19 protein-coding genes, 1 riboswitch and 1 other annotated feature are annotated in these 18,493 nt (G+C 44.6%); of the genes, 9 read left to right on the top strand and 10 right to left on the bottom strand.

The features are described from left to right. Positions 1-92 precede the first annotated feature (92 nt). A complete protein-coding gene (locus M3152_RS00645; RefSeq protein WP_251693116.1) occupies positions 93-743 on the top strand; it encodes a CPBP family intramembrane glutamic endopeptidase in 651 nt (216 codons plus the stop codon). On the opposite strand, the gene M3152_RS00640 is transcribed toward M3152_RS00645, so the two are convergent. The 4 genes from M3152_RS00640 to M3152_RS00625 all read right to left on the bottom strand — a co-directional run bounded on the left by M3152_RS00640 (position 712) and on the right by M3152_RS00625 (position 4,925). Next, entirely contained in the window at positions 712-1,746 is a 1,035-nt protein-coding gene (locus M3152_RS00640; RefSeq protein WP_251693114.1) for a potassium channel family protein, read from the bottom strand. The genes M3152_RS00645 and M3152_RS00640 overlap by 32 nt on opposite strands. Before the next feature lie 131 nt (positions 1,747-1,877). After that, positions 1,878-4,079 (bottom strand): sensor histidine kinase, encoded by a 2,202-nt coding sequence (locus M3152_RS00635; protein ID WP_251693112.1) that lies wholly within the window; start codon positions 4,077-4,079, stop codon positions 1,878-1,880. After that, positions 4,079-4,258 (bottom strand): hypothetical protein, encoded by a 180-nt coding sequence (locus M3152_RS00630; protein ID WP_251693110.1) that lies wholly within the window; start codon positions 4,256-4,258, stop codon positions 4,079-4,081. Before M3152_RS00630 ends, M3152_RS00635 begins: the two co-directional genes overlap by 1 nt. Beyond that, positions 4,236-4,925, bottom strand: coding sequence for a response regulator transcription factor (locus M3152_RS00625; protein WP_251693108.1), 690 nt, complete (start codon positions 4,923-4,925; stop codon positions 4,236-4,238). Before M3152_RS00625 ends, M3152_RS00630 begins: the two co-directional genes overlap by 23 nt. Before the next feature lie 415 nt (positions 4,926-5,340). On the opposite strand from M3152_RS00625, the gene M3152_RS00620 reads away from it, so the two are divergent. The 5 genes from M3152_RS00620 to M3152_RS00600 all read left to right on the top strand — a co-directional run bounded on the left by M3152_RS00620 (position 5,341) and on the right by M3152_RS00600 (position 10,151). After that, positions 5,341-5,529, top strand: a complete 189-nt coding sequence (locus M3152_RS00620; protein ID WP_251693106.1) for a hypothetical protein — start codon at positions 5,341-5,343, stop codon at positions 5,527-5,529. A gap of 53 nt (positions 5,530-5,582) precedes the next feature. After that, positions 5,583-5,840 (top strand) — a binding site (T-box leader). Between the two features lie 55 nt (positions 5,841-5,895). After that, on the top strand, positions 5,896-7,542 hold the full coding sequence (gene metG / locus M3152_RS00615) for a methionine--tRNA ligase (protein ID WP_251693104.1): 1,647 nt from the start codon (positions 5,896-5,898) through the stop codon (positions 7,540-7,542). Positions 7,543-7,800: 258 nt separating this feature from the next. After that, positions 7,801-8,664: a hypothetical protein gene (locus tag M3152_RS00610; RefSeq protein ID WP_251693102.1), complete on the top strand. Its 864-nt coding sequence runs from the start codon at positions 7,801-7,803 to the stop codon at positions 8,662-8,664. Further along, on the top strand, positions 8,657-9,217 hold the full coding sequence (locus tag M3152_RS00605; RefSeq protein ID WP_251693099.1) for a hypothetical protein: 561 nt from the start codon (positions 8,657-8,659) through the stop codon (positions 9,215-9,217). Before M3152_RS00610 ends, M3152_RS00605 begins: the two co-directional genes overlap by 8 nt. A gap of 43 nt (positions 9,218-9,260) precedes the next feature. Further along, positions 9,261-10,151: a CPBP family intramembrane glutamic endopeptidase gene (locus M3152_RS00600; protein WP_251693097.1), complete on the top strand. Its 891-nt coding sequence runs from the start codon at positions 9,261-9,263 to the stop codon at positions 10,149-10,151. A gap of 156 nt (positions 10,152-10,307) precedes the next feature. Here M3152_RS00600 and M3152_RS00595 read toward each other — a convergent pair whose 3' ends face one another. From M3152_RS00595 to M3152_RS00585, 3 genes are all read right to left on the bottom strand, one after another. Continuing rightward, positions 10,308-11,186: a DMT family transporter gene (locus M3152_RS00595; RefSeq protein WP_251693095.1), complete on the bottom strand. Its 879-nt coding sequence runs from the start codon at positions 11,184-11,186 to the stop codon at positions 10,308-10,310. 67 nt (positions 11,187-11,253) lie between these two features. Further along, positions 11,254-11,622 carry an SRPBCC family protein gene (locus M3152_RS00590; RefSeq protein ID WP_353056596.1) on the bottom strand — a complete coding sequence of 123 codons (369 nt, stop codon included), beginning with the start codon at positions 11,620-11,622 and terminating at the stop codon, positions 11,254-11,256. Between the two features lie 62 nt (positions 11,623-11,684). Further along, positions 11,685-12,230 (bottom strand): hypothetical protein, encoded by a 546-nt coding sequence (locus M3152_RS00585; protein WP_251693090.1) that lies wholly within the window; start codon positions 12,228-12,230, stop codon positions 11,685-11,687. A 167-nt stretch (positions 12,231-12,397) separates the two neighbouring features. After that, positions 12,398-12,443: riboswitch (PreQ1 riboswitch) on the top strand. A 6-nt stretch (positions 12,444-12,449) separates the two neighbouring features. On the opposite strand from M3152_RS00585, the gene M3152_RS00580 reads away from it, so the two are divergent. Then, positions 12,450-12,935 (top strand): QueT transporter family protein, encoded by a 486-nt coding sequence (locus tag M3152_RS00580; protein ID WP_251693089.1) that lies wholly within the window; start codon positions 12,450-12,452, stop codon positions 12,933-12,935. A 72-nt stretch (positions 12,936-13,007) separates the two neighbouring features. On the opposite strand, the gene ltrA is transcribed toward M3152_RS00580, so the two are convergent. Then, positions 13,008-14,294: a group II intron reverse transcriptase/maturase gene (ltrA, locus tag M3152_RS00575; protein WP_251695207.1), complete on the bottom strand. Its 1,287-nt coding sequence runs from the start codon at positions 14,292-14,294 to the stop codon at positions 13,008-13,010. 577 nt (positions 14,295-14,871) lie between these two features. Then, complete coding sequence (locus M3152_RS00570) at positions 14,872-15,240, bottom strand: DUF2512 family protein (protein WP_251693086.1); 369 nt, start codon at positions 15,238-15,240, stop codon at positions 14,872-14,874. Positions 15,241-15,351: 111 nt separating this feature from the next. On the opposite strand from M3152_RS00570, the gene M3152_RS00565 reads away from it, so the two are divergent. Both M3152_RS00565 and M3152_RS00560 read left to right on the top strand, forming a co-directional pair. Beyond that, positions 15,352-15,582 carry an excisionase family DNA-binding protein gene (locus tag M3152_RS00565; protein ID WP_251693085.1) on the top strand — a complete coding sequence of 77 codons (231 nt, stop codon included), beginning with the start codon at positions 15,352-15,354 and terminating at the stop codon, positions 15,580-15,582. Positions 15,583-15,848: 266 nt separating this feature from the next. Further along, positions 15,849-17,366 (top strand): glycine betaine uptake BCCT transporter, encoded by a 1,518-nt coding sequence (locus tag M3152_RS00560; protein WP_251693083.1) that lies wholly within the window; start codon positions 15,849-15,851, stop codon positions 17,364-17,366. 52 nt (positions 17,367-17,418) lie between these two features. Here M3152_RS00560 and M3152_RS00555 read toward each other — a convergent pair whose 3' ends face one another. Next, complete coding sequence (locus M3152_RS00555) at positions 17,419-18,405, bottom strand: homoserine dehydrogenase (RefSeq protein ID WP_251693082.1); 987 nt, start codon at positions 18,403-18,405, stop codon at positions 17,419-17,421. Between the last annotated feature and the right edge of the window lie 88 nt (positions 18,406-18,493).

Here is an 18,493-nt window from a genome sequence, read left to right as displayed (position 1 = left end):
GTCTTTCAAAATAGTTCGCAAATGAAACATCTTTTTATTTAAGACGTCAAAGTTACATAGAATAGTAACGGAGAAAATCGTGGGGTGATTGGATGCAAAAATGGTTCGGAGTTGTCTTTCCTATACTCAGCATTTTGCTGTTGTTATGGATTGAGCAAAGTGTCGGTGTAACGTACGAAGTTAAAACTGTCGCAAAGGTGATGCTATTTCTTGCAATCCCTTTGATTCTTTTTCGCGCCACCAAGTTTCCATTTCTCCGGTTCCGGAAAGCTGACCGAAAGAGCATGCGACTCGCTTTCATTTTAGGAATATCGATCATGGCGCTCATTATCGGTGCCTACCTTTTATTGCAACAGTTCATTGACATCGCTTCTGTGCGGGACGACTTGCTGCAATCCGGCATTACACCTGCCGTATTCCCGTTCACCGCACTATATATTTTAATCGGAAACTCGGTCATTGAGGAATTCTTTTTTCGCGGATTGCTGCCTAACCTATTCGGACAGTCAAAAATGCGGTTCATCCTGCCGCCGTTCTTTTTCGCTATTTACCATATCGCAATCTTCTTACCTTGGTTCACATTGCCGATTTTACTGCTAGCTGTCGGCGGACTTTGGGCAGGCGGGCTGATCTTTCAGCTTGTGAATGAAAAATGCCGCACGATCCTGCCGTCTTGGATCATCCATATGTTCGCGGATCTTGGCATACTATTCATCGGGGTGTATGTCCTTTATTTTTATTGACACGGAAATGCTCGATTTTTTTCGGATTGCCGATGACAATCAATGTATCCCCCTGCTGAAATTTTTCATTCAAATCCGGATTGCTAAGCAGTTCTTCATTCCGTAAAATCGCGACGAGGGTGATTTCAAAGTGTTTCTGCAGGTTCGCGTCCTCGATTGTCATTCCGATAAACGGTTCCGTATGATCCAGTGCAACTTCCCCGACCATGAACTCTTTTTCTTCCGATCGGATCAGATCATTGATGAAGTCGGTGCCGTTCGGTTTCATGATAGACATCGCCAACTCCCTGCCCCCGATGATAGACGGGTTAATGACGCTATCCGCGCCCGCTTTTTCCAATATATCCTCCGAGTCATCCCGTTCCGCACGTGCCGAGATGACTATATCCTCGTTGATGCTCTTTGCAGTCAAAGTGATGAAAACATTATCGGCGTCATTGGATAAAGTGGTGATAAGTGCACGGGCTTGATCGACACGTGCCTGCAGCAAGACAGCTTTGTCAGTTGGATCGCCGATCAGACGAAGAGTGCCCGGTTCTACAACTTCCAGCAAGTCACTTTCATTGTCATGAATGACTAAAATCTGAACGCCTTCCTCCTTTAATTGCTTATACACTTGCCGACCGACGCGCCCGAAACCGCAGATGATGATATGGTCAGTTAAATTGGCAATTTGTTTTTCCATCCTTCTCACCCACACCCTATTCGATAATTGCTGTTCGATGAAATAGGAAGCCCCGATCCCGAGTGCATATGTCACGATTCCCGCTCCTAGCGGCACAAGAAACAAGGCAAACCAGCGGCCTCCTTCCGTCGTCGGATAAATGTCTCCATAGCCGATTGTCATGACTGAAATGATTGTCATCCAAAAGGCATTGAATGGGGATAAATCTTCAAAATACATGAATCCAACCGTAGCTACGACGAGCAGAAGCGCCATTATACCAATCAGAAAAATGACCCGCTTATATCGCCTGTCCAAATCCATCCATCGGCTATACAAACCGGCCACCTCCGCACAAAAGTTTTTCTATTTGTATTCCTTTGGTTGGTCGGTTGTAAACCTTTAGTCGATCTTCACAAATAAAAAAACCGCATGCCTGCCAATTATTCTCAGAAGCGCATGCGGATTGTTTATTTTGTCGGTACTGTAACTGTCACTTTGAACAGATCGCCATCAAGATCGATTTTCATAATTCCACCGTGCATGTCAACGATTGATTGCGCGATTGCTAATCCGAGACCCGAGCCGTCGGTATGACGTGATGTATCGGCACGCTTGAAACGTTCAAACAGCTCATCAACATTTTCCCCAAGCTCATATTTCGTAATATTTTTTACGATAAATTCTGCAGACTCCCCTACTTTTCGGAGTGTTACGTACACGCGAGTGCCCGGGAGCGAATATTTGATAGCATTCACGATCAAGTTATCGAGGACACGCCACCATCTTTGACCGTCTACATAAGCGATAAGCATATCGTCTGGAAGCGCCGTCCGGAAGTCGAGACCGGAATCGGTAATATCTTCGGCATGCTCCGCAAGCGCCTGTTGAAGCAATTGCGTCAGATCGACGCGCTGTTTGTGCAACTCTAGATTTCCACTTGCCATTTTCGACACTTCGAATAAATCCTCAATGAGCGTCTTCAGTCTTTGCGATTTTTTATCAAGAATGTCGACATATTTTGCGCGTTCCTCCGGTGTTATCGTTTCATCCTTCAAGAGATCGGTGTACGTGATGATCGATGTCAATGGAGTCCGCAGATCATGACTCACATTTGTAATCAATTCCGTCTTCAATCGCTCACTTTTCGCTTGCTCGGTCATGGAAACCCGCACGCCTTCACGGAGATTATTCAGGTTTTTCGCGTGCTCTGCAAGCGGTGAACGGCCTTCGACTTTAATATCTTCATTCAAACGCCCTGCTGCCATCTGTTCCGTCGCAATGATGATCCGGTTCAAGTACGCAGAACGCCGGACGAACATATAGAGGGCAGGAAGACCAAGAAATATGACGCAAAATGTGTAGAGGATGAATAAGGACCCATCCATAAGACCGACAATGAATCCGATTCCCGCTAAGAAAAATCCGATAAGCAGGATGAACGACTGAACGCCGATCGATCTTTTAAGGAACATTTCACGCCACGCTTTAAGAAATTGGAGCGTGAAACTGTTTTTTATATCTCTTGCCAATATCCCTTTTTTCTCCCATCGTTCCACACCATTTACAAGCTGGAATGCTAGCAAGGCAGTCATGATGACGCCGCCAATAAAGAAGGAAGTCAGTCCAGCACCCCATCTACCCAACCTTTGATACGTAAAGAAATCCGGCAGAGTATAGGACTCGCTGTTGAGATATCCAACTAAAATGAGGGCTGACATAATAAGTGCTGCAGCCTTTACATCGATTTTTAAATTGGCATACCAATCCGAAATTCCGGTCCCTGTTACCCATTCCTTCTGAAATTTCATGACAGTGACTAATGCAACGAGGGCAACGAGGCCAATGATCCAAAAGATGAACATGGCAAGCTTCCCTTTATTGAAATCCCTGTATTGCCAATAGAGGGCGCCACCCTTTGCAACTGCTGTCCTCGGAATAATGACAGTGCCTTCAAACGTTCTCACGGAATTCATTATTGTGACCTCTGTGTCTGGGAACATAATGTCTTTTTGATCAATAGAAGTCTTTACCCATCCATCGTTATGCCCTGGCAATGAATTCGCTTTAAAATAGCCCTTTGCGGCATTAAATTGCTTTTTATAAATCGCAGGTACTGAAACATCTCCAGAAGAAAACCTTTCCCCCGTTTCAACGTCCTTGAATTCATAAGCAACCGGCAATGAAAATGAATTTGATTTGATTTCATTCAAATATTGAACTAATGCTTTCTCTTTTTCTTTGCGAATTTTCGCCTCAACATGTGCATCGCTCTCGAAGTTCTTCCGGATATCTGCAAGTTTCATGTCCCGTTCTTCGATCAACGTGCTTTGCAACAGTTCATTTCCAGCATCTTTCGCATCCGCTATCCTCTGCGCATATTGGTCATGGATATTGGAGAGTTGGTCTGAAAGTGTACCGTAGCGATTCCGGTGATCTTCGATTTCATTGTCTGAGACGGTAATATTTTTCTTCGTCTCTTCCACGTCAATCGGGTTAAGCACTGTCGAACCTATAGTGTTGTAAAACTCATCGAGCCGCCAAGCGAAGTCATCGAAATCGGAGAAATCCTTTCCAATCAGCGCTGTTCCTTGTCTTGCAAATGAAAGACTGGCGAGCAGCATAATCGTTACTAGCGCAGCCCATAGTAATAGAAGTACTTTATTCTTCATCAGGCTGTGCCTCCTCTAATGATGCGCGAAAAATAGGCGATGGCTCGTGTTGATCGTTCCCAACCGTTTTCGAACATATCGATGATGTAAGGGAAACAATAGCCGATGCTTACGATTGCGATACAGATGGAGAACACCGAAAATACGATGCCCCAATCACTTTTCGATTTTGTAGCCAATGCCCCACACCACCTTTACATATCTCGGATTTTTTGGATCCGCCTCGATTTTTTCGCGAATTTTACGGATGTGGACCGCCACAATGTTTTCCGCATTATACGCTTCTTCATTCCACACTCGCTCGTAAATCTCATTAATCGAAAACACACGCCCCGCGTTTTTCATGAGTAATTCCGTAATCTTATATTCAATCGGCGTCAGCTTTACCGGTTTCCCATCAACCGATAACTCTTTCGCGTCCTCATCTAACGCCAATCCGTCAATCTCAATCTTTTTCTGACCATCGTATGTGCCAAACTGAACATACCTGCGCAGCTGCGACTTCACTCGTGCCATCAACTCAAGCGGGTGGAATGGCTTCGTCACATAATCATCCGCGCCGACCGACAATCCATGAATCTTATCCGAATCCTCCGCCTTCGCACTCAGCATGATGATTGGAATGTTTTGCGCCTCCCGGATTTTGAACGTCGCCGTAATCCCATCCATATTTGGCATCATAATGTCGAGGATGAGCAAATGGACTTCATTTGTTGTGAGCAGGTCGAGCGCCTCTTTTCCATCCGCTGCTTTCAAAACGTTGTATCCTTCATTTTTTAAATAAATTTCAATCCCGTCACGGATCTCCTTATCATCATCCGCCACAAGCACTGTAAACTTCGCCATCATCCGCACCTCACTTTCCTCTATGATACCAATTGTAGTGGGTAAATCTTAACATTCCGTTAGGGGAATTATGAAGAAATTCTTAAGATGGAGAGTTGTTGACTTAAGAATTATGCCTGTTACATTGTTGAGTGGTGATAAACTAGGTGTGAGTGGTGATAAGCTTTTGCAGGCTTTGAAATTGCCATGAAAATCAATCAAGTTGCAGCGAATCGGTGATAAACCAGGTAAAGTCGGTGATAACGTCGGCCGAAGCGGTGATAACTGCCTGAGATTCGGTGATAAAGTCGGCCAAGTCGGTGATAACCGCTTGTGAATCGGTGAGAACACTTAATACCTTCGCCTAGAACGGTCTACTTTTCTCCCTCTTGTTATAATCCACCCCAAAAAGTCCATGCTTCCCATATACCGGGAGGTGATTGACTTGGCAAAAGAGAAGAAAATTAAAAAAGGCAATACATTGGATCGAGAGGAATTCGGGTATGGCTTTGATATCAGCCCTGATGATATGGGTGTAATCGGGAAGAACGATAACGTGAAAAATAAAAATAACAAGACAGATGAAGATAAGAACGACCAAAAGCGGCCACCGACCAATTGGTAATTGCTATTGATTTATTCGAATAAAATGACTATAATCATTTCAACTACATCTTACTAAAGGCAATGAGAGGGAAAAGTAGAAAGAGGATGTCGCCTAGAGAGCTTCTGTCGGTGGAAATGAAGCGGACAAATCTTTTGAACATGATCCTTGAGCCGCGCACTGAACGTCTTCGGACCAGTAGGATGCGACGAGTTGGCACTTGTTATCCTCGCCAGAGTATAACGCTTTTTCAGCGCGTACTTTTGGAGGCAATCAGTGTGAATTGGTTGCGAAGTAAGGTGGTACCACGGGTGATAGACCCCGTCCTTATCGGTTTTTATCGATAGGGGCGGGGTTTTTTTCATTTTATTTTGAGGGGGAAGGAAAATGAGTGTTTTTATCGGAGGGGCTTGGCCGTACGCGAATGGGTCGTTGCATCTGGGACATATCGCGGCGCTGCTGCCGGGGGATATTTTGGCGAGGTATTACCGGTTGAAAGGTGAGAAGGTTCTTTATGCTTCAGGAAGTGATTGCAACGGGACTCCTATTTCAATCCGGGCAAATGCCGAAGGGGTGTCTGTTAAGGAAATTGCAGACCGTTACCATACAGAGTTTATCGTTTGTTTTTCAAGATTGGGATTCTCTTATGACATTTACACGCGGACAGACGGAAGATTTCATCATCAAGTCGTCCGCAATGTATTTTTAACGTTACTGGACCGTGGTTTTATTTTCAAAAAAGAAGTCGAACAGACGTATTGCGAGGTTGATGAGCGTTTTCTTCCGGATCGATTCGTCGAAGGCATTTGCCCTCACTGCGGAAGTCGTGCACGAGGCGATCAGTGCGATAATTGCGGCTCGATTTTAGATCCGCTTGATTTGATGGGGCGTACGTGCAAGCTTTGCGGGAATGAACCGACCGTGCGGAAGACGGAGCATTTTTATTTCAAATTAAGTGCTTTTCAAGATGAACTTGAGAAGTATGTCGGCGGAGCGAAAGCTGAAGGGAGATGGCGCGCAAATGCGATTCACCAATCTGAGCGCTATTTACGGGAAGGTCTCCGTGATCGGGCTGCCTCAAGAGACTTGGCGAATGGCGTCGGAATACCTGTCAGAGGCTATGAGGAGAAAAAGGTGTATGTGTGGATCGAGGCGGTGACGGGCTACTATTCCGCGAGCCAGGAATGGGCCGCTTTGAATCGATCCGATTTCGAGGAGTTTTGGAATGAAGATACAGTCTCCTACTATGTGCACGGCAAAGACAATATCCCCTTCCATACGATAATTTGGCCCGCTATTCTAACGGGAATTGGCAAGGAGAACGCATTGCCGACTCGTGTCATTTCCAATGAATATTTGACATTGGAGAAGCGGAAATTGTCGACGAGCCAAAACTGGGCGGTATGGGTGCCGGATATTTTGGAACATTATCATCCGGATTCGGTGCGGTATTTTCTGACTGCGAACGCTCCAGAAGGCAGGGATGCAGATTTTTCATGGCGCGAGTTCATTTATAGCCATAACTCAGAGCTTTTGGGGGCGTACGGAAATTTCGTAAACAGGACATTGAAGTTTATTGAAAAATCGTATGCCGGGGTTGTGCCGGTTGCGGAGATTAATTTGGAAATAAAGGAATTAGTCGTGGGGCTTTATTCCAAAGTCGGCGAACGAATTGAAGAAGGACACTTCAAAGAAGCGATCGAAACGATTTTTGAGTTCATACGCCGGGCTAATAAATACTTCGATGTTGAAAAGCCTTGGGTACAGATCAAGGATGACGAAGCAGCATGTGGGCGAACAATGGCTACATGCGCATATGTCATCGCAAACCTGGCACAGCTTCTCTCCCCTTTCCTGCCGTTTTCGAGCGAGGATGTGCAAGCGATGCTGAGACTGCGGAAGCCTGAATGGAAGGAAATCGAAATTGGTGAATTGACATTGACACATGTCAAACCACTGTTTGAACGGATTGATGTCGAGCAGATTGACGTGGAATTGGAACGATTGAGGGATAAGTCTATAGGGGTGCAATGAATTCTGACCTTCTCATAGTTTGAGAAGGTTTTTTCATTTGAGAATGGAAGGTAATTATAAGCATTCGGTGATAACCTGACGAGAATCGGTGATAAACGCGGTCAATTCGGTGATAACTGGACGAGAATCGGTGGTAAAGTCGCGCAAAGCGGTGGTAACTTGCCAAGAATCGGTGGTAAACTTCCCCTCCAACTATTTGATGCAATCCCACCCTCAATTTGAGACAATATACAGACAAAGGAAAAGGTTGGAAGGGTGATGAATTTGAAAGAACGTTATTTTTGGGCAGCGATCGGACTTATCGCAATCAGCTGGATTGCGAATTCATTATACGCACAGTCAAAGCAATTGGAGGAGCCTATTTTTCTGGATCATTATATTGAAACGACGACGGATGAACACGACCATAACTATGTCATCTTTTACTATTTAGCAAATAAAAACGATCACTCAACTATCAATTATATAAGATTCGGTGATGTCGAAGGCTTTCCGCAAGGTGACTATTTCTATGCAGGAACCACCGCCCCCCATGCAATTGACACATATAATCATCAAGAATTAAGAAGCATTACAGTCGCACTAAGGTCATTCAATGATAAAAAAAATGCACAATCATTCAACGAAATGGAAGTGTTTTATTCAGACGGAAGATCAGCAACCGCGTCCATCGGGGAAGTGATCATCCATCCAAAAAGGTACTATGGGAATGACGATGCTAGAGCGTTGGAACAACCATCTAGCGGAAGCAGCAATGACGGCTCGAGCTGGGATACATTCCGAGCAACCGAGCCGTTGGCAATCGAGAAAATCGACTTCCCTTTCAATGAACCGATTGAAGAACGGTTCAACTTTACAATAAGCGGCAAACAAACAGAGCAACCGCTGGATTCCCTCAAGCTTCCAATTCAATTAGAGAAGGATAAATCTGTGACATTGAGAGTTAATTTTAAAGAAAAAAGTTTTGTGAACCCTTTCGCATTTGCCATCCATATATCCGGAACAACAGCGGAAGGAAAACCTTTCACAAACTATGCTCATTATAATCTGTTTCCGTATTTGACACAGGACGACGTGAATCGAATTATCGAGGAAAAGACGGGGAGGGGTTCGGATGAATAAAGCGTTGCGGCAAATCTTCTGGGGGTATGTATTCATCTTTTTCCGAATTCACATTGGCTTCGATGTTTTAGCGGATCCAATCGGTTATTTCCTGATTTTATCGGGATGCTCCAAACTCGTTGAGGCATATCCAGTAGCTAAAAAAGCAATGATTGTTGCGATGATCGGTGCTATCTTTTCGCTTCCTTCAGTCTTCGTGAACCTTTCGGAAATACCTCTTACATTTGGTTGGTCGACTTACTCCAGCTTTCTATTAGTCCTCAAAATGGTTATGGGCTATTACTTGTTCATTGTATTGAAAGATGTAACGAAAGTGTTTGGCGGCCGAGCGTTGCATCAAAGAACAGAAAACACGTTCAAATTTTACGTGGCGATCCATCTTTTCGCATTGGCAATAGAATCCTTTTTCATGAATGTACCGGAAGACGGATGGGCCGCTCTTTCATTACTTTCATTAATCGGCGTGCTGGTGATAGATATTCTTTTTCTACTATTGATCGGGGCCATCCGGCGTGTCAGCCCGGAGCAACTTCGGGTAGATACGTTCATTTGAAACTTATTTCCCGCATAAAGTAAGAATCATAGGGGGTTATCATTTGTTCAAAAACGATGCAAACCAAATTCGCGCTGGATGGCTCATCTTTTTGGCGTTCTTCGCGATGTTTATTACGCAGCAGATTTTTGCAATTCCGGGAGGAGTCCTGCTGGCGATTGCTGATTTCCCGTTTCAAGATGGAAATTATGATATGGACTTCCAAGCCGCATTCGACAGGCACCCGTGGATTTTCCTATTGACCCAAGGCGGCGGGACAGTCGGCGGAATGCTCGCTACTGTTTTGTTATGGCGTTTTGTCAATAAAGGGACGCTGAAAGAGTTGGGATTCAGGGGGACGTTGAAAGATTTAGGGTTCGGCCTCTTGCTCGGAGCAGTGTCGATCGCCATCATTTTCTTTATTCTATTGGCTTCCGGTAATGTGGCGTTGCTCAATTCATTCACGAAACCTGAGTTCACAGTGTACTCATTGTCATTTCTGGTACTTTTCATTCTTGTCGGCTTTTTTGAAGAGATGTTTTTCAGAGGATATGTCATGTCCACACTGGAACGACGTGGGAATCCGAAATGGCTTGTCTATACCGCCTCTGCTGTCGTGTTCAGTTTGGCGCACGGCACGAATCCGAATGTCAGCGTATTGGGCTTGATCAATATCGCATTGGTCGGCGTTTTATTCGCCTATATGTTTGACGCGACGAAGAGCTTGTGGCTTCCAATCGGCTATCATATTACATGGAACTACTTTCAAGGGAATGTTTTCGGATTTGCTGTTAGCGGAACGACCCCACACGGAATCTATAACGTCTCGGTGGAAGAAGGAAATGCATGGCTGACCGGCGGAGCGTTCGGATTGGAAGGCGGCCTATTAGCGACGTTGTTAATTATTCTAGGATTTTTTGCAACGAGGCTGTATGTGAGGATGAAGGCGGAGTAAGCGGTTATGCGCCTTTGCTGCGATTTATGCGCGATTTTAGATGTTTATGCGTGATTTTGCGGAATTATGAGCGATTTTAGCGATTTATGAGCTTTTGAGGCATTTTATGCGCGTTTGGAGCGATTTATGCGTGAATGAAAGCTTGCTTGAGGCTGCCTAGCTTATGGCAGCCTCTTCTTTTCGTCCGCTAAGCGTTAAAACGAGGATTCCGCCTAAAAGGAGCGCGATTCCTGACCACGAAACAAAATCCAACCTTTCCCCTACGACGAGCACGCTTAAAATCGCGGCAGTGAGCGGTTCTGCTAACGAGAGCGTAACCGCGGATGATGAGGGGATGTGCCGCAGCCCGGTGGAAAACAGAATATATGCCACACTTGTCGTCGCGATACCGAGGTAGATCATTGTCGCTATACCGGGTAGGGTTACTAACCCTTCCGTTTCGAAGATGAACAGAAACGGCATCAGCATAATTGCGCTCACTGAGAAGATGACGGCAACTGAGGCAACCGCATCTGCTTTCTCTAATACTTCTTTGTTGAACAAAGTATAGAAGGCAAATAAAAGTCCGGCGAATAACGATAGCGAGACGCCTACCGGGTTGACGACCAACCCTTCTTTATTCGAAAACAATAATACACATCCGACGATAGCAAGTGAAGTTGCCGTGAGCCATATTTTCGATGGGCGTATTCTTAGGAATAGCCATTCGATTAGACCGGAAAACATCGGTGCACTTCCGATTGCTACGACGGTCCCGATAGCGATTCCAGTCAACCGGATTGACGTAAAAAAACAATATTGGAAGATTGCCATCGCCAGTGCGGAAAGAAGCGTCGCTTTCCACGGCCAGTTTCGAAAATCGATCTTCCGAAGAATAAGCATGATAATGAGCAAAGTGAAACCGCCGACTGCAAGTCTTGAGGCGCCGACTGCCAGTGGGTGAACGGTTTGCGGCATGAATGTTTGTGCAGTGCCTGTCGTTCCCCAAAGCACCGCCCCTAATAAGACAACTATGAATGCAATGCGCTGTGACAAAGAAATCCCCTCCTCCGATGTATTGAATATATCATGATATCGAAGGAGGGTGTATGAATTATCTAAATTATTTAGCTGTTGATTCGATCGTTTTTTTCAGCTTCGCCAATAGCCCATCCCAGCCTTCGGACATGCGAGGACGAACGACGTCATGCGATTCGCCGAACTCCGTCTGCTTCCCTTCCTCCCAACCAGCATGAATAAAGGTCAACTCGGTTTGTCCATCGATTGCTTTCAATTGAAAATGTACTTGCCAATCCTTACCCCAGTCGAATGAGAAACGGTTCGGTGATTGCACTTCAGTCACTTTACATGGCGATTCGCCCCATGGTCCCGCTTGTAAGGTAAATTCTTTTCCTTCGACCGGTTCCAAATCGTTCGGCATGAACCAAGCTCCAATCCCATCAGCTGTTGAAATATACGGCCACCATTTCAATGGGCACTTCAAGCAATACATTCTTTTTTATTTCATTCACGATCATATAAAATTCCTCCTTGTCATTTCCACACTAATTTATATTTCTTCACATATTTTTCATCTTCCTCGATTTCAATTAATTCTAAGGCGGTTTTTTTGATTGATTGGTCTTTCGTTGCGTCATATAACTGTCTGAAACCTTGCTGGATATCATAACGGATCAATGTTGGATGTCTTTCATCCGAACACGTTTGGAATCTGCTAACGAGGTGCCCCATCACCAATTCCTTATGTGCCTTACCCGCTAGGCCTACTTTCCAAATCGATTGAAGACAGTGCCGAGCTGTCACGAACTTCTCATCTTTCGTGACTTTCAAGAGGAGTGGAAAGTCACGAAGTATGCGCTGCTCCGGATCACTGATCGCCAAGCCCGCCAAAAACTGCGCCGCTCTTGCCCTTCGATGATTGTCTTTGTCCGTCAACCAAGCAAGCAGAATGTCCCACACTTCGTACGCCCAATCCACTTTAAATTCCAACTTTTCCATAATAGCCATGAATGCGGAGTATTGTTTGTCTTTATCTTCACCTTCAAGGTCGTCGAATAAAGATTGAATTTGCTTTTCCATGTGAATACCTCTTTTTATATCATTTTAACATAACTAGATTAATGGATCCTGGAGGGCTGAAATGAGTCCTTGTGCAATTCATCAATCCCTAGTTCATCGGCAACTGGAATAGTACCCAAGCTATTGAACGAACAATAATACCATGTTACACTAAAAGGCAGGCTTTTTGCCGCGTGGTTCGTAACCATCCCACGTAAAAAAAACTAAGGAGAAATGAATATGAAAGTAAAAACAATGGCAACAAGCGGTATTATCGCTGCGTTGTATGTTGCTGTGACGTTTTTGATAGCACCGTTCGGGTTCACTAACATCCAGTTCCGCTTATCGGAGATGTTCAATCACCTCGTTGTGTTCAATAAAAAATACATCGTCGGGGTCGTATTAGGCGTATTTATCGCCAATATGCTCTTCTCGGAATTGGGACCGATCGATCTCCTATTTGGTGTTGGCCAATCGGTACTCGCTCTATCAATTACAATCCTCTCCGGAAAGTTCATCAAAGGCCTCTACCGACGAATGATTTTTAATACATTGGTTTTCACTTTCACGATGTTCCTCATCGCATGGGAATTGAATATCATGCTAGAACTGCCTTTCTTGTTGACATGGCTTTTCGTTGCTGTTGGTGAATTTGTCGTCATGGCAATCGGCATTCCTATCATGGTTGCATTGAATAAACGACTTAATTTCAGCAAGCTCATATAGGAATCGAGTAGGAGGGAGTGATTAACTCCCGACCTCTCACACCACCGTACGTACGGTTCCGTATACGGCGGTTCAATAACTTAAGTATCGACGCTCATACAAGTGATTCAGGTCTTTCAGACCCCACTTGGTGAGCGTTTCTGCTTTGATTGCTTTATGTAGCGTTTCGCTTTTGGAGACTCTCCAGTATCCCTTCCGGGAATTCGCTACTTTCCAAGCTTCTTCATGCCAAATTCCCAATCTTCGCAACTGGCGATATTTTGTCCATATCTTCTTCCAACGTTTCCATATCAATTGTCGTAACCGATGGTTCAGCCATTGTGCCATGGATTTGATAAAACTTTTCATAAAGCCAATTCCATAGTAGTTTATCCAACCTACTGTCACTTGGTTGATTTCTTTGGCTATCTCATCAAAGCGACCCGGGCGATTCCGTTTGGTGATTCTCTTTAATTTTGATTTGAATCGACTTTTCGCGGATTGATGCGGTCTACATCCCACACCTTTAGATGTGGAATGGAGACAGAAACCTAGGAACTTAAGCTTGACCGGCGAACCCACTTTGCTCTTTTCTTGGTTCACCGTCAACTTCAGTTCATGTTCCAGAAACCTTTTAATGCTTTCCAAAACACGTTCCCCTGCTCGTCTGCTCTTCACATAGATGCAGAAATCATCCGCAAATCGCACGAATTTATGCCCTCGTCTTTCGAGTTCCTTATCTAATTGATTCAGATAGATATTGCTGAGAATCGGGGAAAGTACGCCACCTTGCGGAGCACCTTCCTCTGTTGGACTGATAAGTCCACCTTCTAGGATGCCGCTCTTTAGAAACTTCCATATCAACTTTAAGACAATCTTATCGTTTATGAACTCTTTCAGATACTCCATCAACTTCTGATGGTTAATAGTGTCGAAGTAGCTTTTTAAATCACAATCGACTACCACTCTGTATCCTTGTTCAAAGTATGTGATGGATTGCTTAATGGCTTGATGTTGGTTCCGTTTTGGACGGAAACCATAGCTCCTCTCAGAAAAATGAGGGTCAATGATTTCACCAATCACTTGATAGATGGCTTGTTGCACCATTCGATCCCGTACACACGGGATGCCTAGTTTTCGCATTGAACCATCTAACTTTGGAATTTCAACACGTTTAACTGGCAGAGGTTCGTACGAACCGTCTTTAAGCTTTCTAATAAGCTGGGTTCGGTATTTGGCTACATGTCCAAATAGCTCATCTACTGTCATTTCATCGATACCAGGTGCCCCTTTATTTGCTTTCACTTTCTTACAGGCATTAAAGAGGTTGTTGATGTCGACTACTCTATCAATCAAATCGATACCATCCTGTCGCTCCATTTCTGTAAAGACAGGACTGCACGCTCCCGCATACTCTTCAGTTTCCAACCTATCCCTTTGCGGCCAGCCATCTGCTGATGTTTTCTGTGGTCTTTGCACTGTCTCTACCTCCATTTCATTTCAGGATTATTATTGTTCAGCCCTTCGTCCTTGTGGACTACTATGGCTTCTGCTGACTTCTTACAGTTCAACTTGCCATCACTGACCAGTTTGTTCCTGTGGAATATTCCATTCCTCTTGTCGGGAACCCCTGTAAGACCTCCCCGGGTAAGAGCTATAACCTTCCTCCCATGTAACCGCTGCATTTACTGTATGGAATTCGGGCAGTATTGGACTTTGTTTTGTTAAGCAAACTCGTCCGTTCCAATTCAGCCTTTTATGCAGTTTCTGTCCGTCGGTTCGGGATTTTGCCGCCGGCTTCCTTCAGATTCCACCTCACGGTGGACACCCTTGCCTTAAGCTAACAGTTCCTACTGCCAAGCCTGTAGTGGACTTTCACCACCAAGTTATAGCCCATGCCGGGCGCACTTAAAAAACAGAGAGTGGCATTTAATAGCCGCTCTCTGTTTTATTTTACTCATACATAGGTGTTGCCGTATTGCGTTTTTAATAGCCAAGAGTGAAAAAAGTATTCCCCGACAGAGATAATTGCTCCAGCCAAAAATGCTTCTCCCAAGGATTCCGAATATCCAAGCAAGTTTAAGCCACCCCATAAAACAATAAATCCTAATGCCAAGTCTCCAATCGTCGCGGTCATATTGCCTACTCTTGGTAGAATCATCAGATCTCCCAAGTAAGAAATTAATAGTAAAGCGAAACCTAAAATAGTGGAGTGCCAAAAAGAGACGCCATTGAATACCGTTAGTACAATCCAAAGTACAGGGAATATCAAAATTGCTTTGATAAGAAGTGACCTTCCATGGTTAACGTTTGATTCCTCATTCATCGTTATTGCCTCCATTCATTTACTACTTTTAACATTGCCCAAGTCCAATTAAAATATGTAGGAAGCGCTTCGTTCGATTATAATATTTAGATAATGAAAGGAGGGTTTTTAATGTATATGACGATTGAAGAAACAGCAGAATATTTGAGTATGCCAGTCGAGCAAGTCCGGAAGTATGTATGGGAAGGACGCATCCGTTCCGTTCATGACGGCGAACAATTCTTCATTAATCAGAATCAATTCAGCGAGTATTTCAACCAGCTCGAGACGTTAAAAAGGCAAATCGACGACTATTTCAATGAACCGCTTCCACCCGACCGTGATATTAAGGATGAGGATTAAAAACCCCTATAAAGGGTAAACTGAAACCAGGGATGTGCCATAGTATAAAAGACACAATTTTTTCATTCAATACTAGTCGGATTTTCAATTCGAAATATCCTATTTATTTCTAACAGGCACCTTTGGGATGCATTTTATCGGTGTTAATAAAAAAATCAAATGAGCGATTGTTGTAAGTGACTAGATTTTCACTCCCTTTGCTTTCCCACTACATGATTGGTATAGTGTGTAGTCGTTTCAAAAATCCATTATTCATAGGGGGAAACATGCGAAAAATATCAAATGTGTTTTATATAACAATCGGCCTGATTATATTGGCTGTTGGATATGGAGTGATTGCGGCGGAGAGTTTTGAAACCGTCACAAATTCCATCAAATCCTTCGTATCATCTTCATTCGGATGGTATTACATGCTCCTGCTCTCATTCCTGCTTGTGCTTAGCCTTTTCTTCATTTTTAGCCCATTCGGCAAAGTGCGATTAGGACAAGATGAAGACCGTGCATCGTTTTCGACAATCACTTGGATTGCCATGCTATTTTCTGCAGGGATGGGAATCGGGTTAGTCTTCTACGGGGCAGCAGAACCGCTATCCCACTATGCCATTAATCCCGCAACGGCCGAGCCGAATACAGATGCTGCATTTAAAGAAGCAATGCGACAAACATTCTTCCATTGGGGATTGCATGTATGGGCCATGTACGGGATCGTCGGACTTGCTCTTGCGTATTTCCAATTCCGTAAAGGAGAGCCAGGTTTAATTTCAGCAACATTGAAGCCGATTTTCGGTAAAAAAATGGAGGGGCCATGGGGCGTACTCGTAGATGTACTTGCCGTATTTGCAACAGCTTTTGGCGTTGCCACTTCTCTCGGCTTCGGTGCTGTTCAAATTAACGCAGGCGTGAATTATCTATTTGGCGTTTCAATCGGATTCACTTCACAACTGATCATTATTGCGGTCGTGACAGTCCTCTTTGTCATGTCTGCGTGGTCGGGGCTTAGCAAAGGAATCAAATATTTGTCAAACACAAATCTAGTTCTTGCGCTCGCCTTATTAGGTTTCGTCCTCATCTTAGGGCCGACATTGCTCATCTTCAATGTTTTTACCGATTCTATTGGAGGCTATCTCGCCAACCTCGTTTCGATGAGTTTCCGGACTGCACCGTTGAATGACACTCATCGTGACTGGCTGGAAGGTTGGACGATCTTCTATTGGGCTTGGTGGATTTCCTGGGCACCATTCGTCAGCATGTTCATCGCGAGGGTATCAAAGGGCAGGACAATTAGAGAGTTCATGGTCGTTGTCATGTTAGCACCAACCGTTCTGAGCGCTATCTGGTTTTCAGCTTTCGGAACGACTGCCATCAACATGCAACGTAAAGGGATTGCAGACTTAGCGAAAACAGACACTGAATTGACGATATTTGAAATGTTCCATGCGATGCCTTTGTCGTTCATTATTTCCATTGTCGCAGTTCTGTTAATTGCATCGTTTTTCATCACTTCCGCGGATTCAGCGACATTTGTGTTAGGCATGCAGTCCACATACGGTTCATTGACCCCGCCGAATAGCGTAAAAATCATTTGGGGCGTCATCCAGTCTGCAATTGCTATCATATTGCTGTCTGTAAATGGATTGACTGCACTGCAAAACACGATCATCATTGCCGCTCTGCCGTTTTCCTTCATCATTTTGCTGATGATTTTCTCACTACTCAAAGCGTTGAAGAGCGAACTGCCTAAGAGTGAACGGCCGAGGAGAAGAAAAGCGAAAGATACCATTTAAACAGCATAGAAAAAAGTGGAGGACGGAATCTAAAGATTCCTCCTCCACTTTTTTAATTTGGCACCAGGACTGCTTCGTGTTGGCGAATGATATGCAGCAAGTCCGCAACCATCGCGCTTCCTGTCGGATACATTCCTGCACCCGGGCCAACCAACGTCAATGGTCCGAGATATTCGGTATTTACGATGACGGCATTGTCGACACCGTCAATACTGAAAAGCGGGTGATCCGCTCCAATTAGGACAGGTCCTACCGTCGCCTGCAGCTTCCCTTTTTCATCCTTCCAAATATCTGCCACGTGACGATAACGGAGATCGCCTTTGGTTGCATCATTGATATCAATTGATTCGAGATGATCGATTCCGACGACAGGAACGTCTTCCCAGTCAGGCTGCCTGCCGAAAGCGAGCGCGCTCAAAATCATCAGTTTACGGAAAGCATCCGTGCCATCCACATCATCTGCAGGGTCTGCTTCCGCGTAACCATTTTGCTGTGCATGTAACAGTGCTTCTTTGAATGAAGACCCCTCATCGCGCATTTTCGTCAAAATGAAATTTGACGTCCCATTTAAAATGCCTTGGATCCGTTTAATCCGGTCGCCTACCAGCAGATTGGTCACAGTCCGGATGATTGGCACCCCGCCAGCAGTCGTCGCTTCGAACCCGACTTGCACGTTCCGAAATTCGGCATGTTTCCTTAACGCAGGTCCGTGTTTTGCAAACATTTTTTTGTTCGCAGTTATGATGTGGCACCCTTTCTCAATCGCATCCGACAAATACGTATAAGCAGGTTCTTCCCCGACAATCGCTTCAAGAACGATATCGATTTCAGGGTTCCCTAATATATCCTGAATATCATCTGTAAAATTTGCGCCTGTTATCGGCAGGCGTTCTTTCGCCTTGTCTTTTACAAGGATGGATACGACATCAACGGTGAAACCAGTGCTCTTTTTAATTTCTTCCCGCTTCTCTTGCAGGATTCTATAAACACCTTCACCGACCGTACCAAAACCGAGTATGGCCACTTTAATTGACGGCATGAAACCACCCTTTCTGATCTAAAGCGGAGGAGGGCGTTTAGCCCGTGCTCGTAACGCTTCGCTTTTACTCGCAAAAGCCGTTCTATGT

It is taken from the genome of Sporosarcina luteola (assembly GCF_023715245.1).
GTDB lineage: Bacteria > Bacillota > Bacilli > Bacillales_A > Planococcaceae > Sporosarcina > Sporosarcina luteola_C.
Note: the sequence above shows the minus strand (reverse complement) of the source record. Positions and strands in the feature narration are given on the sequence as shown.

Excerpts from the sequence above, each read along its gene's own strand:
- M3152_RS00645 (WP_251693116.1), top strand. The coding sequence starts at position 93 with ATGCAAAAATGGTTCGGAGTTGTCTTTCCTATACTCAGCATTTTGCTG.
- M3152_RS00635 (WP_251693112.1), bottom strand. The coding sequence starts at position 4,079 with ATGAAGAATAAAGTACTTCTATTACTATGGGCTGCGCTAGTAACGATT.
- M3152_RS00625 (WP_251693108.1), bottom strand. The coding sequence starts at position 4,925 with ATGGCGAAGTTTACAGTGCTTGTGGCGGATGATGATAAGGAGATCCGT.
- metG (WP_251693104.1), top strand. The coding sequence starts at position 5,896 with ATGAGTGTTTTTATCGGAGGGGCTTGGCCGTACGCGAATGGGTCGTTG.
- M3152_RS00610 (WP_251693102.1), top strand. The coding sequence starts at position 7,801 with ATGAATTTGAAAGAACGTTATTTTTGGGCAGCGATCGGACTTATCGCA.
- M3152_RS00605 (WP_251693099.1), top strand. The coding sequence starts at position 8,657 with ATGAATAAAGCGTTGCGGCAAATCTTCTGGGGGTATGTATTCATCTTT.
- M3152_RS00585 (WP_251693090.1), bottom strand. The coding sequence starts at position 12,230 with ATGGAAAAGCAAATTCAATCTTTATTCGACGACCTTGAAGGTGAAGAT.
- M3152_RS00580 (WP_251693089.1), top strand. The coding sequence starts at position 12,450 with ATGAAAGTAAAAACAATGGCAACAAGCGGTATTATCGCTGCGTTGTAT.
- ltrA (WP_251695207.1), bottom strand. The coding sequence starts at position 14,294 with ATGGAGCGACAGGATGGTATCGATTTGATTGATAGAGTAGTCGACATC.
- M3152_RS00570 (WP_251693086.1), bottom strand. The coding sequence starts at position 15,240 with ATGAATGAGGAATCAAACGTTAACCATGGAAGGTCACTTCTTATCAAA.
- M3152_RS00565 (WP_251693085.1), top strand. The coding sequence starts at position 15,352 with ATGTATATGACGATTGAAGAAACAGCAGAATATTTGAGTATGCCAGTC.
- M3152_RS00560 (WP_251693083.1), top strand. The coding sequence starts at position 15,849 with ATGCGAAAAATATCAAATGTGTTTTATATAACAATCGGCCTGATTATA.
- M3152_RS00555 (WP_251693082.1), bottom strand. The coding sequence starts at position 18,405 with ATGCCGTCAATTAAAGTGGCCATACTCGGTTTTGGTACGGTCGGTGAA.